Here is a 19054-nt window from a genome sequence, read left to right as displayed (position 1 = left end):
TGGACTTATTGTGGCAACCAAAAATTTACAAGACTATGAAAGAGTATCAAAACTTCAGATAGAGAATTGGGTAAGTAGACGATAAATATCGTATTTTGGACATCCGCTAAGCCGGATTGAATATGGGATCAATAACTATTTTATGAAAGGGAAGCTCAGGCTTCCCTTTTCGTTGTTATCAGAAACTTAAACCCACCCACAACCAGAGTTTATCGGTATCTACCTTACCAGCAGCATCATCGCCTGCAGTATAGGTAGCATATTTCACACCCGCGTTATAGTGCTTCCCAAACTTCTTGCTGTAGACCAGGTCGATCTCTTTACCCAGATCTTCAATAGTGGAGGTCTCTTCATCAGCACTAAAATCGTGATAGGTGACCGACCACTTACCACCAAAAAGCTTGCCACCAACTGTGGCATAAAGATCTTTAAGACCCTGAGCAGGAGTGCTCAGGAACTGATCCGCCCAACCATTGAACTTATGAGCAGTAGCAAGCGGCGTCGAGAAGCCATAATTGCCATCATCGGAGCCCAGTACTTCATAACCCACTTTGGTGGTAATACCGAATATCGCTACTCCACCCTCGACAAAGTAGAAATTGGCGTCGTATTTATCTGAGCCTGATTCGGACTCCTGAGTGGCAAACTCTCCGGTGTAGAGGAGTTTCAGGTCACTGACATCTGCGGAACCTGAGAGTCGCACGCCGTAGGTATCCAGACTGTTGTCGGTATCATCATCCAACTCAAGCAAGTATGCATAGCCGGTCAGTTTTCCTAAGGGTGTGGCATAAGAAGCGTTGAGCAAATGATCCTTGGATCTCAGATCCTTTTCTTCCGCAAAAATCCGGTTGCGTTTGTTGATGTAGGCGTATTTCAGTGACAGTCCTTCAACCGGCATATAATCAGCGCTGAATGCATTAAAGGTTTGTCGATCCTGTCGCCAGCCCACATGCCCAACAAAACGTTGATTATCATAAGCGATAACCTGTCTTCCGAGCTTGGCTGTCAGCCCTTCCATTTTATATTGAATAAATGCCTGATCGACTTCGGTCACTTCCGGATCAGCAATCACGGAATAGTCAGCACCATTGCCAACCGCATCATTGTAATCATCGATACCCGCTATAGACCTTGAATCTTCAAATTCCAAAAGGCCAGAGAAACCGTAGTAATCCCCTGTCTTGTATCCCAGTCGAGAGCGAAGGGTCAGTGCTTTGCCATCTTTCAGGGTATTGTCCTGATCAACCGTTTCGTATCTGAGCCTGAAGTCACCATACGCCTCTCCGCCGGTAAGCGCTTCTATAAATTCGTCAGCCTGAACCTGAGTTGTTGAGACAGCAGCTGCCCCCGCAATAGCCGCTGCCAGTAATGTTACCTTTGTGTGTTTCAAGGACTTAAACTCCGTTTTTTTGTTGTGAAAAGCCTTTTATCGCATGGACGACAAAAAATTATTTTTCTCGCTCATTGCTGATTTATTGTTGTTATTGTTGATTGAGCTGCGTTATATCCCCCCGGATACTACGCGGCCTGAAAGCTTTCCTTACTGCTGGAAGCTTCTTTTTTCTTTTTATGCTTGCTGATGTTTTCCACCTTGCGCTGTTTCTCATAGAGGAACTTCAATACTTCAGAGCGCAGGCGGGTATACTCAAGGTCTTCTGCCAGAGCCAGACGATCTCTGGGACGTTCCAGATTGATGTCAAGAATTTCGCCAATAGTGGCTTCTGGCCCATTGGTCATCATGACGATGCGATCCGAGAGCAGTACGGCTTCATCCACATCATGGGTAATCATGATGACGGTGTTATTCAGCTCCTGCTGGATCTCCATCAAAGAGTCCTGCATATGAGCCCGGGTCAGAGCATCAAGAGCACCGAAAGGTTCATCCATCAACAAAATTTCCGGCTGCATGGAGAGTGCCCTGGCAATGCCGACACGCTGCTTCATACCTCCGGAAATTTCATCAGGTCGCTTGTGCATGGCATGCTCCATGTGCACCAATTCCAGGTTGTGCTCTATCCATTCTTTTGTTTCAGACTTGCTTTTTGAGCGTCCAAATACCTGCTTAACCGCCAGCTCAACGTTCTGATAGGCTGTCAGCCAGGGCAGCAGAGAATGATTCTGGAACACCACGGCTCTTTCCGGTCCCGGTTCCCTGACCTCCTTACCGTTAAGGACTACACCCCCGGTAGTGGCCTGGTAAAGCCCGGCAACAATGTTCAATACGGTTGACTTACCACACCCCGAATGACCAATCAGCGAAACAAATTCTCCTTTACTGATCTTCAGGTCCACGCCTTTGAGTGCCGTGAAAGGTCCTTTTGGTGTATCAAACACCATGTCGATGTGGCTTATATCTAATAGAGTGCCCGCTGCTTTTTGAGAGTTCATGTCCGTCACCTCCGTGAATTAACTGACTATGCCGGCCTTGTCCCAGGAGACAAAGCGCTGCAGCTGAAGCATGGTGCGATCCAGCAGAAAACCGATAAACCCGATGACGATAACGGCCACCATAATCCGGGCCAGAGAGTTGGAGCTGCCATTCTGGAACTCATCCCAGACGAACTTTCCAAGACCGGGGTTCTGAGCCAGCATTTCCGCAGCGATCAGAACCATCCAGGCAACCCCTAACGACAATCTCATGCCGGTGAAAATCATCGGTATGGAAGCGGGCAGAACAATTTTCTGCACATGCTTCAGGGCTGGCAGTCTCAGCACACGGCTGACATTCACCAGATCCTTCTCAATAGAAGAAACGCCCACTGAAGTGTTGATTACCATGGGCCACAGACAACAGAGCGTGACGGTAATCATGGAATTTAAAAAGGACTTGGCTACCAAAGGGTCAGGACTGACATACACAGCACTGACGACCATGGTCACCAAAGGTAGCCAAGCCAGGGGAGAAACCGGTTTAAAAATCTGAATAACAGGATTCACTGCCGCATTCAGGGTTTTATTCAGTCCTATGGCAATCCCCAGGGGTATGGCGATGACTGCTGCCAGGACAAATCCACTCAGCACAGTGATAAGGCTGGTGAAGATCTGGTCCAGAAACGTTTCTTTACCGGTGTAGGCACGAATTTTGGGTACGTAATCCGGGTCCTTGGCCAGTCTGGCTTCGATACGCTTCTCTTGTCGCTCATAGAAGGCCTGCTCTTTGAATCGTTCGGCGCTGTGTTCTTCATAGAGCGACCCCATTTGCTCCCAGACTGCCGAGGGTCCGGGAAATTGGCCCAGTGATGTATCAATTTTGCTGGCGACCCCTGACCAAATCATCAGAAAGACCAGGATGCCGGCAAAAGGAATCAACAGGGTTTTAAAGGTTATTATTATTGTTGTTTTAAGATTTTCAGAAATAATTGGCTTGTTAGTATTGTTATTGGCCAACGCAGTTTCAGTTGTCATGTTGGTTCTCTCCCCCAAACAGCCTTGAGCGGAAAATTCAGCCCATCCCAGAACATAAAACAGTGCACAAATCGTGATGAGGCTGTATTTTCAAAATCATCAGCCCGAGCTTGAATGGATCAACCACAAGGCTGATCCATTCACAACAAAATCAAATCTTGTCGCCCTGCTTCAGACCAATACTGAACTTGTTGATGTACTCATTAGGCTTCTTGCCGTTGTAGACGATGCCGTCAATAAAGTGGGTCTGTGGATTTCTGAACCCGTCTTCTTCTGCAAAGTTCGGGAAGTCGCTAACCTTGGCCAATTTGTCTTCGATCAGGGACCTGGCAGCTGCTTCATAGATATCCGGGCGATAAACTTTCTTGGCAATGTCGACGTACCAGGAATCGGGTTTATCTTCAGAAATCTGTCCCCAGCGACGCATCTGGGTCAGATACCAGATCGCATCAGAGTAGTAGGGATAAGTAGCGTTATAACGGAAGAAGACGTTGAAATCAGGTACTTCACGTTTGTCACCTTTCTCATATTCGAAAGTACCGGTCATGCTGTTGGCAATCACGTCGTAGTCAGCACCTACATAATTGGACTGGGAAAGTATTTTCACAGCCTCAGGACGGTTGGCGTTGTTGTTTTCATCCAGCCATTTGGCAGCACGGATCAGTGCGCGAGTCAGACGAATAGTGGTGTTGGGATATTTTTCGGCAAAGGCTTTGGTAATACCGAACACTTTCTCCGGATTGTCTTTCCAGATCTCGTAATCCGTAACAACAGGAACACCGATGTTTTTGAAGACAGCCTGCTGGTTCCAGGGCTCACCTACACAGTAACCATAGATAGTACCCGCCTCCATAGTGGCTGGCATCTGAGGTGGCGGAGTCACCGATAGCAGTGCGTCAGCATTAATCTGACCTGAGGTATCCCCCTTGTGCGGAGCATAATATCCGGGGTGAATGCCACCCGCTGCCAACCAATATCTTAGTTCATAGTTGTGTGTGGAGACCGGGAAGACCATACCCATGTTGAATGGTTTGCCGTCGTCTTTGTACTTTTCAACAACGGGTTTCAGAGCATCCGCCTTGATGGGATGCTGAGGCTTGCCGTCTGCCCGTTTGGGAATATTCGGTTTCATCTGTTTCCAGATTTCATTGGAAACAGTGATACCGTTACCGTTCAGATCCATGGAAAACGGAGTGATGATTTCCGCTTTTGTACCATAACCCATGGTCGCAGCAATAGGCTGACCGGCCAGCATGTGCGCGCCATCGAGCCGTCCATCGATGACACCATCGAGCAATACTTTCCAGTTTGCCTGAGCTTCTATGGTGACGTACAAGCCTTCATCTTCGAAGTAGCCTTTTTCGTACGCAATGGCTATTGGTGCCATGTCCGTCAGTTTGATAAAACCAAACCTCAGTTCTTCTTTTTCTGGATAACCCAACTCGGCATTTGCCTGCATTGACACAAGACCACTGACGCTAATCAAGGCACTCATTGCCACCGACTTAAAGGGTCTGAACCACTTCATTTGTCACTCCAAATATCTCTACTGATAGCTCACTGCCCTGCTACCTAAAGATTTATTATTCTGCACCGCCCCCTGAAATGCCTTTTCGGCTCTGGCTCATACATCGCTCCATCACCTTGTCATCACGCATTTCAGGGGTTCGGTACATCCATGTAAAAAAAAAGGCGCCCACCGCTACCTGGAAATTTTTCCGGATAGCGATGAGCGCCTTTGCTCTCTTTCACAACGTCTTTGTTGCGAATGCCTGCTCCTGCCGCCCTTGGCAGGAACATTTTTTATTGTTGTAGCTGAGTTAAAGCATTCTTCGTGCCAACTAATTTTGGCCTCTAACTCTGATCTTTTTTCAATTTTGTTTCATTTTTATTTCGGTTTGGTGCATGACACTGAAATTGCGCACCAACAACGAGCAATCTTCCGATCATGACGCTTTTTCTTCCAGCATGTTGAAAACATCAATAACATTTCTGGCCACATCTGCCAGAGTTTTACCGTTATCCATAGCCATCTTTCTTAACTTTTTATAAGCCCGGTCTTCACTGATCCCCTGTCTGGACATCAGCAACCCCTTGGCCTTGTCCAGTAACTTTCGATCTTCCAGACGACTCCGGGTCCGCTCCAGCTCATCTTTCAATGACTGGTATTCCTGAAAACGGGCAACGGCCACATCAATAATGGTTTTGAGGCGCTGAGGCTGCAGATCAGCCACAATATAGGCATTAACGCCGGATCGTGTGGCTTGCTGGACGATGTTGTCAGTGGTTTGCTCTACAAACATTACGACAGGGAGTGGAGAGGTCTTGTTGATCAGAGCCAGCTTTTCCAGAAGTGAGGGGGCAGGCTTATCCAGACCAATCACCAGAATATCGGGCGAGAGGTCGGGCACAAGGGTCAGCAGGTCCTCATTCTGCCCCTGTCGCTTAATGACTTGGTAGCCAAACTCATTCAGTGCCTGGTTTAAAACAGACAGTCGAGCCGAACGGTCTCCAATCAACAACACTGAATCCATAGCCTGTAACACTCTATATCCCTGAAAAGATAACTATTCACAGGCTATTTTTAAGCAAGGGCTGTACCAGAGCAATGAGGAACGGGTTTAGCATTCAGAATCAGCCAGCTGTTCCGGAAACGAAATCGATGCAAATGCCTGATGCCTGGCCAATTGGATGTGTCAGACTTCTACCATCCGGAGCTCTTTGGGCATGCTAAAAACAATATTCTCTTGTTCCCCTTCCAGTTCTTCGGGCTCTTCGGCGCCTAATTCAATCAACCGATTGATGACACCTTTTACCAGCACTTCAGGGGCTGAAGCGCCTGCGGTAATGCCCAGACTCTGTCTGCCTTCCAACCATTCAGGCTGAATATCCTGGGCTCCGTCAACAAGATAAGCTGATGCGCCTGTTCTTTCGGCTAATTCTCTAAGGCGGTTGGAGTTAGAACTGTTCACCGAACCTACCACAAAGACTGCATCGCATTCAGATGCCAGAGCCCTCACGGCATCTTGACGATTTTGAGTGGCGTAGCAGATATCGTCTTTGCGCGGCCCATTAATTTCAGGGAACTTGACCCTCAGTGCATCAATCACCCTGGCGGTATCATCCATAGACAGTGTCGTCTGTGTAACATAAGCAAGATGTTTCGGATCTTTCACTGTCAGTTTCCGAACATCGTCTTCTGTTTCGACGAGGTACATCTTCCCGCCTTTAGAGTCGTCGTACTGGCCCATGGTACCTTCCACCTCAGGGTGACCATCGTGACCAATCAGAATACACTCCATACTATCCCGAGAGTAACGCACAACTTCCATATGGACTTTTTTGACCAGAGGACAAGAGGCATCAAAGACTTTCAAACCACGACGGGCAGCCTCTGCTTCGACTGCTTTGGAAACACCGTGAGCACTGAAAATAACAATAGAATCATCCGGTATCTGATGGAGCTCCTCGACAAATATGGCACCACGCTGTTTGAGGTTTTCTACCACAAACTTGTTGTGAACGACTTCGTGACGCACATAAATAGGAGGCTCAAAAACATCCAGAGCCCGGTTTACGATGTCGATAGCCCGGTCAACGCCTGCACAGAATCCCCGGGGATTTGCCAGCCTGATTTTCATGCCTTTGCGCTCTTGTCTGGTGTATGAGTTTCTGGTGTATGAATCGCTTGAGTGATATTCAGAACCTTCACTTCAAACAACAGTTCTTTACCCGCCAGTGGATGATTAAAGTCCACTTCAACATGGCTCTCTGTCAAACCGGTAATGACGCCAGCCAGCTCAGAGTTGGCGGCATCAGCAAAAGAAACGACTAAACCTACCTGCAACTCCATATCATCAGAGAATGTGTCTCTGGTAAACTCCCTGATGTTCTCGGGATTAGGCATACCAAAAGCACCGACGGGTGGGATTCTGAAGCTGCCCTGGTCACCCTCGGACAAGCCATAAATCACCTGCTCAAAACCCTGAGGCAGGTTCCCATCCCCCACGACAAATGTAGCAGGCTGGCCATCAAAATTACTGTCTACCACCTGCCCGTCTTCCAGTTTCAGGGCAAAGTGCAGTGTTACCTGCCTTCCCGGTCCTACCACAACATCAGACATTGTTTTTCTATACCCGCTTTCGAAAAATCCATTCATACACAGACAACGATTGCCGCCATCTTAAAGACTCCAGGTGCCCCATAGTCCAGCATAATTTCAGCTATGACTGTTATGCTGAGGCCGGAAGATATCCAGAACCAACATGGCTGCACCGGAGGTTATGGCCATATCCGCCAGGTTGAAGGACGGGAAATACCAACCGTCATGATACACCAGCAGAAAATCCACGACGTAACCATTCATGATCCGATCATAAAGATTGCCCAGTGCACCTCCCAGTATCAGAGCCATTGAGCAGGCCTGCCAACTTTCTTCTCTCTTCATTCGGGCAAGCCAGATGACCAACATCAGGCTGACGACGGATGCTACCCCCACAAAAAGCCACCGTTGCCAGCCACCCTGATCACTCAGAAAACTGAATGCGGCGCCAGTATTATAGGCCAGAGTCAGCGAGAAAAAGGAAGGAATGACAGGCACCTGCTCATAAAGGTATAAGCTGTCCACAATGCGATGCTTGACCACCTGATCCAGAATCAGAACCACTCCACTTATCCACAACCAGTGGAGCATTCCCCAGGATTTTTTTCTCATACTGTTGAGGCCCTTTTAATCTGTTTTAGTGAGTCCCAGTTAAATCTTATGCCGAGTCGTATAAATGTCGATATGGTTACAAACCGAAATAGAAGATAAAGCTCTATGTCTATAACCGGAGAAGGTGACTTTTCCTTGTCCGTCTGACTGTTCATGCAGTCAAAAAATAGAGCAACAGTGAATGAAAAAAATGCCCGAACGCTATCGGGCATCTCTGATTCATGACGATCAATCAGGCAAACCTTCTGACCTCACCTTCACCGTCAACATTTTCAACACAACGCCCGCAGAGTGAAGTGTGTGCTTCAATAGTTCCAACGTCTTCACGACGGTGCCAGCAACGATCACACTTCTCATGCACTGACTTGCGAACAGCAACCTTCAAACCCTCAACTTCGGTATCCACAGCCTTCACAGCTTCAGGCAGAGGCTTGAGTTCAGCCTTGGAAGTAATCAGGACAAAGCGCAGTTCATCGCCTAGTTTGCCCAGCTTTTCCAACAGCTCATCACTGGCAAACAAGGTCACTTCTGCTTCCAATCCGCCACCGATCACACTTTCTTTACGAGCATCTTCAAGCGCCTTATTGACGGCGTGTTTTACGGCCATGACAGAGTTCCAGTAATCTGCACCCAATTCATCACCTTCCAGGCTTTTCAGGTCTTCATACCAGGTTTCCAGCAGAACAGACTTGCTGCGCGAGCCAGGAATGGACTGCCAGATCTCATCGGCCGTAAAGCTGGTGATGGGAGCAATCCACCGGGCAAAGGCTTCAACAATATGGAACATAGCCGTCTGACAGCTGCGACGCGCCAGACTATCTGACCGGGTTGTATACTGACGATCCTTGATGATGTCCAGATAGAAACCACCCAAATCCAGAGAGCAGAAATTATGAACTTTCTGGTAAACATTAAGGAAGTTATAGCTGTCATAGGCGTCAATGACTTCCTTCTGCAGACCCATGGCACGGTCAACGGCCCAGCGATCAAGAGACAGCATATCATCCCAGGCTACACTGTCGGTTTCAGGGTTGAAGCCGTTTAGGTTAGACAGCAGGAAACGAGCCGTATTACGAATACGACGATAGCTGTCTGCCGTGCGCTTGAGGATTTCATCAGACACGGTCATTTCTGCGGTGTAGTCTGTTGCAGACACCCAGAGACGTAAAATATCTGCACCCAGTGACTTGAATACCTTCTGGGGGGCGATAACATTGCCCAAAGACTTGGACATCTTGCGACCATTGGCATCCACCGTGAAGCCATGGGTCAGAAGCTGCTTGTAGGGTGGCACACCTTTAGTAGCAATGCCGGTCTTCAGGGAAGACTGAAACCAGCCACGGTGCTGGTCAGATCCTTCTACATAGATATCTGCAGGGGACTGCAAACCTTCGCGACGATCCAACACAGAGTAGTGGGTGACACCGGAGTCAAACCATACATCCAGAGTGTCTGTCACCTTCACATAGTGCTCAGCATCTTCTGCTGATAACAGATCAGCAGGCTCCAGATCAAACCAGGCATCCATACCTTTCTGCTCGACTTTCAAGGCCACTTTTTCAATGAGTGCAGAGGTATCAGGATGCAGCTCTTCGGTTTCCTTGTGAATAAACAGAGCAATGGGCACACCCCAGGTACGCTGACGAGAGATACACCAGTCAGGGCTCTGGCCCAGCATGGACTCCATACGGTTACGACCCCAGTCTGGAGTGAACCTGACATTATCCAGAGATTTCATGGCTGTGTTTAGCAGGCCTTCTTTTTCCATACTGATAAACCATTGCGGTGTAGCACGGAAAATCAGGGGCGTTTTGGTTCTCCAGCAGTGTGGATAGCTGTGCACCATTTTGGCCTGAGCCAAAAGACGACCATTTTCTTCTAACGTTTCAACAACCTTTGGATCAACCTTGTAAACATGCTCTCCGGCAAAACGTTCAACATGACTGCGATAGAGACCGGCATCATCCAGATAGTTCAGTGTGCCAATGCCGTACTTTTTACCAACGTTAAAGTCATCGACACCATGGTCAGGTGCAGTATGTACAGAGCCGGTACCGGCGTCGGTGGTGACATGATCACCCAGAATCAGGGGGATTTCACGATGATAGAATGGATGGGCTACTTTTTTGCCTTCAAGCCGGGCTCCCAGACTACGGGCAATGATAGTGTAGTCTTCAATACCGTAGCGTTGCATGGCAGACTCAACCAACTGTTCGCCCAGAATCAGTCGTGCAGGCTGACCGTTGACCTGACACTGAATCAGTGCATAACCCAATTCTGCACCCAGTGTTACTGCCTGGGAGGATGGCAGAGTCCATGGCGTTGTGGTCCAGATAACAACGGCTACTTCGCCTTCACCCTGCTCATTACCTTTGCCATCATTGTCAAAATCAAAAGCAGACAGTAGATCAGCTTCGTCCAGAGCGGCGTAACGCACATCAACCTGGGTAGAGGTTTTTTCCTGGTATTCCACTTCAGCCTCAGCCAATGCAGACCCCCCAACCACACTCCAATAAACAGGCTTATAACCTTTCACCAGATGACCGTTGTCGGCTATTTTACCCAAGGCCCGGATAATGTCGGCTTCGGTCTGGAAGTCCATGGTCAGGTAAGGCTTATCCCAGCTACCCAGGATGCCCATGCGTTTGAAATCTTCACGCTGACCATTGACCTGCTTGGCGGCATACTCCCGGCACTTGGCACGGAAGGTTTTAAAATCAACCTTATCGCCCGCCTTGCCCAACATGCCTTCCACTTTATGTTCAATCGGCAGGCCGTGGCAGTCCCAGCCCGGCACGTAGGGAGCATCAAAACCGCTCAGGGTTTTGGACTTGATGATCATGTCCTTAATGATTTTATTGACCGCGTGACCGATATGGATGTCGCCATTGGCATAAGGAGGGCCATCATGCAGAATGAACTTGTCACGACCTTCGGACACCTTGCGAATCTCTTCGTAAAGCGCTTCGTCGTACCAGCGCTTGAGCATTTCAGGCTCACGCTTGGCCAGATTTCCACGCATTGGGAAATCAGTCTCCGGCAAGTTCAATGTATGCTTATAGTCGGTCATAGTTGGATCTCATCATCACACGTCTTGCGGGCCAGACAAACAGGCCCAAAGCTCGTCATCCCAAACTGTTTCAAGAAACCCGCCCGGAAGTTCCAGACGATGTTTCTCAGCAATCTTCTCACAAGCTGTTTTTCTGAGTATTCGTGAAACAGCTTTTTTGAATCCGGCTCATTGATGAAAGAAGCTTCTTGCGGCTTCCACATCATCAGCAATCGCTGCCTTGAGAGCATCCAGCGATTCAAACTTTTTCTCACTGCGGATCTTCTTGATAAATTCTACCCGCAGGGTGTGGCCATACAGGTCACCCTGATAGTCCAGAAGGTGCACTTCCAGCATGGCACGGGTGGCATTCACGGTTGGCCTGACACCCAGGTTAGCCACCGCATCATAGCTTCGGCCATCGAACCATGCCCTGACTGCAAACACTCCCTGTATAGGCAGTGTCCGCCTGCAGACACGTATATTCGCAGTTGGAAAGCCCAACTGCCTGCCCAACTGCTGGCCTTTTGTAACACGCCCCATCATGGTGAAGGGACGTCCTAACAATTTCTCTGCCGCATCCAGACTCACACTCGCCAACTGCTCACGAATCCGGGTACTGCTGATACGGTCCATATCCATAGATACCGTTCGGGTGTCGCACACCTCGAACCCGAATTGATCGCCCATCTTTCTCAGGTGCGCAAAATTTCCCTGCCGCTTCAATCCATAACGGAAATCATCTCCCACTATCAGATAGCGTATATCCAGTCCATCCACCAGCACCTTCATAACAAAATCATCCGGTGTCAGGTTTTGCAGTTTCTGATTGAAAGGCAGGCACAGTACCTGATCTACACCGGCTTCTTCCAGAAGTGTCAGTTTCTCTCTCAGGTTAGTCAGTCTTGCCGGTGCCTGATCGCCCTGAAAATATTCCCGGGGCTGAGGTTCAAAAGTGATCACACAAATCCTGACATCCAACTCGAAAGCTTGCTGCCGCAGTGTCTCCAGGATAGTCCGGTGTCCAAGATGAACACCATCAAAATTACCAATAGTCGCAACACAGGCGCGATGCTCCGGTCTGATATTGTGCATTCCGCGAATCAACTGCATTAGGCGGTCTATTCTCTGTTAGGCTGGCAAAGGCAGGGATTATATCTCAGGAGCGTTTTGTACTTAAGAGCCATGTTCATCAAATCACCGCTCTTTTTTCCCGGGTTGAATCTGTCGCCCGGAAAAGTACTGAAAGGAAGCCTGACAGACAGTAAAAAACTGCCCGCCAGACACTGCTCATTAATGCCTGAAGTGAACAGGGCGCAAACCGACAACCAGTAAGGCCGTTGCGTAAACAGCAAGCCCGGCAGCAACCACTTTCGCCATTTCAAACACTCGCTGCCAGAGCGTTGCATCCAGCCACCAGGCAGCGTCACCCGCCATCCAGAGCAGTAGCACCGCCATTGCGAGATTGGCAAAGATCAGTCGCCCGCAGAACAACCACCACCCCGATTCAGGAGTGAATACACCGGAACGCTTTAACCCCCAGAACAATAGTCCGGCATTCAGGAAAGCAGACAGGGTAGTAGCCAGGGCCAGACCCGCATGTTTAAGCCAGAAAACCAACATCAGATTAAAAGCCATATTGGCCACCATCGCAATGATGGCAATCTTGACCGGAGTTTTGGTGTCCTGACGGGCAAAGTAGCCGGGTGCAAGCACCTTGATCAGCATAAAAGCAATCAATCCCAGGGAATAAGCCCGAAGACTCATACCCGCCATAATAACGTCCCGGTTCTGCATCTCACCGTAGTCGAACAATGTTGCCAACAGAGGCTCTGACAGAATGAACAGCGCAATGCCCGCCGGAACGCCAATCAACAGGACAAGACGAATTGCCCAGTCCAGGGTTTTGGAAAACTGATCTCCGTGGTCATCAGCATGCTTGCGAGAGAGGCTTGGAAGAATCACTGTGGCAATAGCAATACCGAAAACACCCAGCGGCAGTTCAGACAAACGGTCTGAGTAATAAAGCCAGGAGACACTCCCGGTTTCCAGAAAAGACGCCAGCACCGTATCCAGTAATAAGTTGACCTGACTGACAGACACCCCAAACAACGCTGGAATCATCAGTTTCATGATACGCCTTACACCCTCATGCTTATGTCCCCACCCGGGAGCTGGCAGCAAGCGAATCTGCAATAAAAAAGGAATTTGCAATAACAACTGTGACACGCCGGCAATCACCACACCCCAGGCCAGAGCCATGACAGGCTCATCAAACCATTGCGACAGCAATACAGTAGAGCCAATCATGCTGAGATTCAGCAGAACCGGGGTAAACGCAGGTACTGCAAAGCGGTTGTAACTATTCAGAATGGAGCCCGCCAGAGCCGTCAGCGAGATCAACAGAAGATAGGGAAAGGTAATCCTCAACATCTCCTGAGCCAACAACAGTTTTTCGGGATAATCCATAAAACCCGGAGCAAACAGGCGGATTAACAGGGGAGAGGCCAACATGCAGACCAGGGTCACCAACAGCAGCAAACCTGCCAGAGTGCCACTGACCCGACTGATCAGATAGCGCACCTCATCAAAGCTGCGTTTAGTACGATACTCTGACAACACCGGCACAAATGCCTGGGAGAAAGCCCCCTCAGCAAACAGTCGACGAAGAAAATTTGGAATCTTGAAGGCAACAAAAAACGCATCTGCTGACGATGTGGAACCAAAATACCCAGCAATAACCACATCTCTGGCCAACCCCAAAATCCGGGAAAGCATGGTCATTATGCCCACGACCAGGCTCGACCTCAGCAAACTGGGTGATTTATCCTCAGCTTCACTCTTCTGAGGACTGTCTGATAAGTTTTCTGTGGACATTCAGGTCGCTCAAACGATCAAAAACCGATAATAGTACTGAGTTGTCAAAGTTATTAACAGCCTCACCATTCGGGTTTGCACGCCATAGCGCCAGGAAGCCTTATTGACAACCCTTGTCCAAATAGGCATGATTCCGCGACTTGACTGTATGGGTATGGCACTGGTGAGACCCTTGCTCGGGGGATTCATTGGTGACGCGGCAAACACCATACTCCCAACAGGGTGCCCGAAGCAGCCCTGTTTAAAAACAGTGCAAATGGTTAATTAAGATTCTTAGGAGCACCACAAATGGCTAACTCTCCATCCGCCAAGAAGCGCGCCCGTCAGGCTGAGAAGCGTCGTACTCACAATGCTTCCCTGCGCTCCATGGTTCGCACTTCCATCAAAAAAGTAGTTCGCGCCATCGAAGCCAAAGACGTTGAACTGGCTAAAACTGAATACACTGCGGCTGTTCCAGTGATCGACCGCATGGCCGACAAAGGCATCATCCACAAAAACAAGGCTGCTCGCCACAAGAGCCGCCTGAATGCACAGATCAAAGCTCTGTCTGCATAATTGCCAGCCCTTGCATAGCAAGGGCATAACAAAAAGGCCGGTTTTCACCGGCTTTTTTTATGCCTTTACAAATTGAAACTTAAAATTCACAACTATACTTCCGCATTATTTCTTCCTACCCCCTCTCAACGAGGACCTTAACCATGCGGCATTTTTATTCGTTAATCTTACTCGCTTTCACCAGTCTGGCAGCAACGTTCTCTTACGCGACGCCAGCCCTACCTCCGGAAATCACTCTGGTGCTCTGTGCCCCCAAAGGCACAACGACCGATTTAATTACCGAGATGGGGATAGCCAGATTTGACTACAAAATAAATCCCGTCAAGGCTGCCGCACTCGTGCAAAAGACGATATCCGACCACCCTTTGCATCCCAAGGTCGTTTGCACCGGCGAAATTTCAAAAATCATGGAGAAAGTCAAAATTGGCAGCCAGCCTGCTGCAAACGACAACGATCAGGAAGCCTTCCGGAAGATCGCGGACGCTGTTGCGAAGACTGAAAAGTCGTCCAACTTGTTCCGCAAAGGGGATCATGAGTTTTATTACCGCACCGTCTCCCCGGAGAATTCAAAAGAGATCCTGATGGAACCCGGAAAGGCTCAGGCTCTCTATCAAAAAGATTCCGGCATACCTAACGCTGGAATCAGTGATTATATGAACAGAAATAGCGGCACGCTTCTCCTGCTTCCACCTCTGGTATTCGCCGCAAGTGGTGCTTCTGAATACACCATTTACTACATCCTGGCACTCGGCCTGGGAATTTCGTTCCAGCAAACAGGCATCTGGAATTCACTCACCATTCTGGCGCTGAATACCGCCGGCATTGCCGCCCAGGCAGGTCTGCTCTTTCAACAAAACAAAGGGGGCGAGTTTCAAGATGAGTGGGACACCAATGGTTATTCCGCAGAGGCAGTTAAAGAAGAGTATGAGAAGCTACGTGCTTCGGAGGCAGATTATAACACGGTGGCAACAACCTCATGGGCTATTCTGACCCAGCAGGTTGCAGCCACTGCATTTACATTCAGCGCTATCAAATTGGCAGCGGCCAAATATCTGAGCATGGGCACAACACAGGCACTGGGCGTTTCATTTGGTCAGGCAGCGTTTAACATCATCTTCGAAAGCATAACAGGCTACCCGCTGGAAGATTGCATCCCTATTTTCAAATACGATAAAAATTACAGCGCCATCAGCGCCAGAAACTGGCCTTACTACGGCAAGAAATTTGTCGCCACTAATTTTTTCATGATTCACTGGGCCGCCAAACATTCAGGATTTATTGCTCGAAAAACCGCTTGGCTTGGTGGGCATCTGGGAAGAGCAGCATCCTTTTTGTGGAAAAAGAAACAGGATTGACAATAATTATACCGGTGTCCATGAAACCGGGATCAGATCATAAAGACGAATACCTCAATGAGTTGCGATCTGATCCCATACCTGACTCAATGCCCAGCAAGCACCATATTATCTCGATGCAAAAGCTCGGGCTCACCTGAATAACCTAACAACTCACCAATCTGGTGACTGGGTTTGCCCATGATCTTCCGGGCATCATCAGCCCCGTAATTGATCAAGCCACGGGCCACTTCCTGACCCGACTCATCAATGCAGGCCACCATCTCGCCCCGAAGGAAGTGACCTTCTACAGCCTTTACCCCCACGGCAAGAAGACTTTTGCCCTGGTTTTTAAGCACATTAACGGCACCCGCATCCAGAACCAGCTTTCCTGAAGTTTGCATGTGCCCCTGCAACCACTGCTTGCGAGCAGCCAATCGCTCATGATCCGGAGTGAGCAAGGTCCCCAAAGCTTCCTGTTCAAAAAGGCGAGTGATGACACTCTCAATCTTGCCGCCCACAATAACCGTTGCCGCACCAGATGCCGCCGCCTGACGAGCCGCCCGAAGCTTGGTTTGCATACCACCGCGCCCCAAACGACCACTGCCACCACCTGCCATAACATCCAGGAACGAATCAAAGGCCCTGGCCTCACTCACCAGTCTCGCCCTGGGGTCTTTACGAGGATCGGCAGTATACAAACCTTCCTGATCCGTCAGAATCACCAGGATATCGGCCTCCACCAGGTTGGCCACCAGAGCACCGAGAGTATCGTTATCACCAAAGCGAATCTCATCGGTCACAACGGTATCGTTCTCATTAACGACGGGAACCACATCCATATCAAGCAGTGTTCTCAAGGCGCTGCGAGCATTCAGATAGCGTTGACGATTGCTGTGGTCCGCATGGGTCAGTAACACCTGAGCCGGCTGGATACCATGCCTCTGAAAGCTGCTCTCCCAGGTTTGAACGAGTCGCGTTTGCCCCACGGCAGCCGCAGCCTGAAGCTCGTTCAGAGCGGTCGGTCGCTCCTTTTGTCCAAGCTTTTCCATGCCAGCCGCGACAGCTCCGGATGACACCAGAACCAGCTCAACACCTTGCTTACGCAGTTCGCACAACTCATCGACCCAACCATCTATCTGATCAATAGCCAGACCACGCCCTTCATCCGTTAACAGGGCGCTACCTATTTTGACCACCCAGCGTCGGGCTGTTTTCAGCCTGCTACGCTCACTCATGTTGCCCTCCTGCACTTTCTCCTGCACTCGCTCCTGAACCTGAGAAGGCTGTCGTGCAGTGCTTCGCTAATACTGAGTTATAAAGTGGTTCAGCTTTGCTCGCCAGTTTTGCCACAGCCTCTAAGGTGCGTAGAAGACTTCAACATCATCATCGTCGTCATGATCATCATCGTCCCGAGCCGCTTTTTCAGCTTTTCTGGCAAGACGCTGCTGCCTCCTCTCTTCCGCCAGCTCACGCATACGCCCTCTGGCTTCGTGCTCCAGCTTCTGACGGGCCTCTGCTTCCTGAGCAGCCAGTTCAGCATCTTCGCTCTCCTGAAGATTACGCTCTTCAATGTAAGACATCAGATCCTGGGCCAACTTTTCTGTACCCCGGGAAGAGATTGCGGAAATCTTGTAAACAGGTCCTTCCCAGCCCAGCTCTGCAATCACCCGATCACAGATCTCCTGCTGTTGCTCTTCGGGCAACAAATCCAGCTTGTTCAGCACCAGCCAGCGCTCACGTTCAGCCAGAGCCGGACTGAAACTTTTCAACTCATCGACAATGGCATTTGCCACATGCACAGGATCGCTCTCGTCGAAGGGAGCCACATCGACCAAATGCAGGAGTACACGACAACGTGAAAGATGCTTAAGGAATCGAATTCCCAGACCCGCACCATCGGCAGCCCCCTCAATCAGACCGGGAATATCAGCGATAACAAAACTGCGATGCTTCTCCACACTCACCACACCGAGATTAGGAACCAGCGTGGTAAAGGGATAGTCTGCTACTTTCGGCCTGGCATGAGAGACTGAGCGAATAAAGGTAGACTTACCCGCATTGGGCATACCCAGAAGCCCCACGTCAGCGATAACCTTGAGCTCCAGTCTGAGCGAACGCTCTTCACCCAGAGAACCCTTGGTTGTCTGCCTCGGAGCACGGTTGACGCTGGATTTAAAGCGGGTGTTACCCAGACCATGCCAGCCACCCTGGGCCACCAGTAATTTCTGACCCTCGTGTGTCAGATCACCAATCACTTCTTCTGTTTCATCATCCACAACCGTAGTACCCACAGGCACTGGCAATTCCAGATCCTGACCCTTGGCACCGGAGCAATTGCGACCACGACCCGACTCACCATTTTCTGCCTGATAGCTGCGCTGATAGCGATAATCCACCAGCGTGTTCAGGTCGTTCCCGGCAACCACATAGATGCTGCCTCCGTCACCACCATCGCCACCGTCCGGCCCCCCTTTGGCAACATACTTTTCTCGCCTGAAACTCAGGCAGCCATTGCCACCTTTGCCAGCCTGAACCCTGATGGTGGCTTCATCGACAAACTTCATTCAAAACCTCCCGCAGCAATGACTTCAGACGGCCAATGCCTGCAGATAAATACTCACCCAAATGCCTGCAGCAAAAGAAAAGCATTGACCTCCAGACACTCAACTTCAGGAGTCTACACCACTCAAATCACTTTACGCATATACAAGAAAGCCCCGCCAAAAAGCAGGGCTTTCCCGTGGCGCCACCCTCAACAGGGGGTAAACACCAGAAAAGTACTGTTACGCAGCTTCGATGCGAACGTACTTACGCTTCTGAGGACCTTTAACCTCAAAAACAACCTTACCGTCAGCCTTGGCAAACAGGGTATGATCCCTGCCAATACCGACGTTTTCACCCGCGTGGAACTTGGTGCCACGTTGACGAACCAGGATATTACCTGCGTTGACTACCTGACCGCCGAAACGCTTAACGCCAAGGCGTTTACTTTCTGAATCGCGACCGTTACGAGTAGAACCACCTGCTTTTTTGTGAGCCATGCTGCTCTCCTTTTAGCCCGGTCAAACAGCCGGCTACCACACCAGATGCAGACCTTGGAAGTATTTAACGAACTGT

16 protein-coding genes are annotated in these 19054 nt (G+C 49.6%); 2 read left to right on the top strand and 14 right to left on the bottom strand.

Translation table 11 applies throughout. The features are described 5' to 3' along the window. Positions 1-178 precede the first annotated feature (178 nt). From ACOJUO_RS15575 to murJ, 11 genes are all read right to left on the bottom strand, one after another. On the bottom strand, positions 179-1390 hold the full coding sequence (locus tag ACOJUO_RS15575) for an alginate export family protein (RefSeq protein WP_422132939.1): 1212 nt from the start codon (positions 1388-1390) through the stop codon (positions 179-181). Positions 1391-1518: 128 nt separating this feature from the next. After that, positions 1519-2388: an ABC transporter ATP-binding protein gene (locus ACOJUO_RS15570; RefSeq protein WP_422132938.1), complete on the bottom strand. Its 870-nt coding sequence runs from the start codon at positions 2386-2388 to the stop codon at positions 1519-1521. 18 nt (positions 2389-2406) lie between these two features. Further along, the gene (locus tag ACOJUO_RS15565; RefSeq protein WP_422132937.1) at positions 2407-3405 is read right to left on the bottom strand and encodes an ABC transporter permease; all 999 of its coding nucleotides are present in this window, start codon (positions 3403-3405) and stop codon (positions 2407-2409) included. Positions 3406-3556: 151 nt separating this feature from the next. Further along, positions 3557-4900, bottom strand: a complete 1344-nt coding sequence (locus ACOJUO_RS15560) for a CmpA/NrtA family ABC transporter substrate-binding protein (protein WP_422137081.1) — start codon at positions 4898-4900, stop codon at positions 3557-3559. Positions 4901-5351: 451 nt separating this feature from the next. Beyond that, entirely contained in the window at positions 5352-5939 is a 588-nt protein-coding gene (locus ACOJUO_RS15555; RefSeq protein ID WP_422137448.1) for an ANTAR domain-containing response regulator, read from the bottom strand. Between the two features lie 162 nt (positions 5940-6101). Further along, positions 6102-7046, bottom strand: coding sequence for a 4-hydroxy-3-methylbut-2-enyl diphosphate reductase (ispH, locus tag ACOJUO_RS15550; RefSeq protein WP_422137447.1), 945 nt, complete (start codon positions 7044-7046; stop codon positions 6102-6104). Continuing rightward, a complete protein-coding gene (locus tag ACOJUO_RS15545; RefSeq protein WP_422137446.1) occupies positions 7043-7528 on the bottom strand; it encodes an FKBP-type peptidyl-prolyl cis-trans isomerase in 486 nt (161 codons plus the stop codon). Before ACOJUO_RS15545 ends, ispH begins: the two co-directional genes overlap by 4 nt. 96 nt (positions 7529-7624) lie before the next feature. Further along, the gene (lspA, locus tag ACOJUO_RS15540; protein ID WP_422132933.1) at positions 7625-8119 is read right to left on the bottom strand and encodes a signal peptidase II; all 495 of its coding nucleotides are present in this window, start codon (positions 8117-8119) and stop codon (positions 7625-7627) included. A 232-nt stretch (positions 8120-8351) separates the two neighbouring features. Beyond that, positions 8352-11189 carry an isoleucine--tRNA ligase gene (gene ileS, locus ACOJUO_RS15535; protein ID WP_422137445.1) on the bottom strand — a complete coding sequence of 946 codons (2838 nt, stop codon included), beginning with the start codon at positions 11187-11189 and terminating at the stop codon, positions 8352-8354. Positions 11190-11357: 168 nt separating this feature from the next. Next, positions 11358-12281 (bottom strand): bifunctional riboflavin kinase/FAD synthetase, encoded by a 924-nt coding sequence (ribF, locus tag ACOJUO_RS15530; RefSeq protein ID WP_422132931.1) that lies wholly within the window; start codon positions 12279-12281, stop codon positions 11358-11360. 180 nt (positions 12282-12461) lie between these two features. Next, positions 12462-14045 (bottom strand): murein biosynthesis integral membrane protein MurJ, encoded by a 1584-nt coding sequence (murJ, locus tag ACOJUO_RS15525; RefSeq protein ID WP_422132930.1) that lies wholly within the window; start codon positions 14043-14045, stop codon positions 12462-12464. A gap of 288 nt (positions 14046-14333) precedes the next feature. Between murJ and rpsT the strand changes: the two genes are divergently transcribed. Continuing rightward, positions 14334-14600, top strand: a complete 267-nt coding sequence (gene rpsT / locus ACOJUO_RS15520) for a 30S ribosomal protein S20 (RefSeq protein ID WP_317142656.1) — start codon at positions 14334-14336, stop codon at positions 14598-14600. 143 nt (positions 14601-14743) lie between these two features. After that, on the top strand, positions 14744-15955 hold the full coding sequence (locus ACOJUO_RS15515; protein ID WP_422132929.1) for a hypothetical protein: 1212 nt from the start codon (positions 14744-14746) through the stop codon (positions 15953-15955). An 86-nt stretch (positions 15956-16041) separates the two neighbouring features. Here ACOJUO_RS15515 and proB read toward each other — a convergent pair whose 3' ends face one another. The 3 genes from proB to rpmA form a co-directional block, all read right to left on the bottom strand. Beyond that, positions 16042-17172 carry a glutamate 5-kinase gene (proB, locus tag ACOJUO_RS15510; RefSeq protein ID WP_422137444.1) on the bottom strand — a complete coding sequence of 377 codons (1131 nt, stop codon included), beginning with the start codon at positions 17170-17172 and terminating at the stop codon, positions 16042-16044. Between the two features lie 120 nt (positions 17173-17292). Beyond that, on the bottom strand, positions 17293-18501 hold the full coding sequence (gene cgtA / locus ACOJUO_RS15505) for an Obg family GTPase CgtA (protein WP_422137443.1): 1209 nt from the start codon (positions 18499-18501) through the stop codon (positions 17293-17295). A gap of 219 nt (positions 18502-18720) precedes the next feature. Further along, positions 18721-18978, bottom strand: a complete 258-nt coding sequence (rpmA, locus tag ACOJUO_RS15500; RefSeq protein ID WP_422132926.1) for a 50S ribosomal protein L27 — start codon at positions 18976-18978, stop codon at positions 18721-18723. Positions 18979-19054 lie beyond the last annotated feature (76 nt).

Source organism: Endozoicomonas sp. ALC020 (assembly GCF_049275935.1).
In the GTDB taxonomy this organism is placed as follows: Bacteria; Pseudomonadota; Gammaproteobacteria; order Pseudomonadales; family Endozoicomonadaceae; genus Endozoicomonas_A.
Note: the sequence above shows the minus strand (reverse complement) of the source record. Positions and strands in the feature narration are given on the sequence as shown.

Excerpts from the sequence above, each read along its gene's own strand:
- ACOJUO_RS15570 (WP_422132938.1), bottom strand. The coding sequence starts at position 2,388 with ATGAACTCTCAAAAAGCAGCGGGCACTCTATTAGATATAAGCCACATC.
- ACOJUO_RS15565 (WP_422132937.1), bottom strand. The coding sequence starts at position 3,405 with ATGACAACTGAAACTGCGTTGGCCAATAACAATACTAACAAGCCAATT.
- ACOJUO_RS15560 (WP_422137081.1), bottom strand. The coding sequence starts at position 4,900 with ATGAGTGCCTTGATTAGCGTCAGTGGTCTTGTGTCAATGCAGGCAAAT.
- ACOJUO_RS15555 (WP_422137448.1), bottom strand. The coding sequence starts at position 5,939 with ATGGATTCAGTGTTGTTGATTGGAGACCGTTCGGCTCGACTGTCTGTT.
- ispH (WP_422137447.1), bottom strand. The coding sequence starts at position 7,046 with ATGAAAATCAGGCTGGCAAATCCCCGGGGATTCTGTGCAGGCGTTGAC.
- ACOJUO_RS15545 (WP_422137446.1), bottom strand. The coding sequence starts at position 7,528 with ATGTCTGATGTTGTGGTAGGACCGGGAAGGCAGGTAACACTGCACTTT.
- lspA (WP_422132933.1), bottom strand. The coding sequence starts at position 8,119 with ATGAGAAAAAAATCCTGGGGAATGCTCCACTGGTTGTGGATAAGTGGA.
- ileS (WP_422137445.1), bottom strand. The coding sequence starts at position 11,189 with ATGACCGACTATAAGCATACATTGAACTTGCCGGAGACTGATTTCCCA.
- ribF (WP_422132931.1), bottom strand. The coding sequence starts at position 12,281 with ATGCAGTTGATTCGCGGAATGCACAATATCAGACCGGAGCATCGCGCC.
- murJ (WP_422132930.1), bottom strand. The coding sequence starts at position 14,045 with ATGTCCACAGAAAACTTATCAGACAGTCCTCAGAAGAGTGAAGCTGAG.
- rpsT (WP_317142656.1), top strand. The coding sequence starts at position 14,334 with ATGGCTAACTCTCCATCCGCCAAGAAGCGCGCCCGTCAGGCTGAGAAG.
- ACOJUO_RS15515 (WP_422132929.1), top strand. The coding sequence starts at position 14,744 with ATGCGGCATTTTTATTCGTTAATCTTACTCGCTTTCACCAGTCTGGCA.
- proB (WP_422137444.1), bottom strand. The coding sequence starts at position 17,172 with ATGAGTGAGCGTAGCAGGCTGAAAACAGCCCGACGCTGGGTGGTCAAA.
- cgtA (WP_422137443.1), bottom strand. The coding sequence starts at position 18,501 with ATGAAGTTTGTCGATGAAGCCACCATCAGGGTTCAGGCTGGCAAAGGT.
- rpmA (WP_422132926.1), bottom strand. The coding sequence starts at position 18,978 with ATGGCTCACAAAAAAGCAGGTGGTTCTACTCGTAACGGTCGCGATTCA.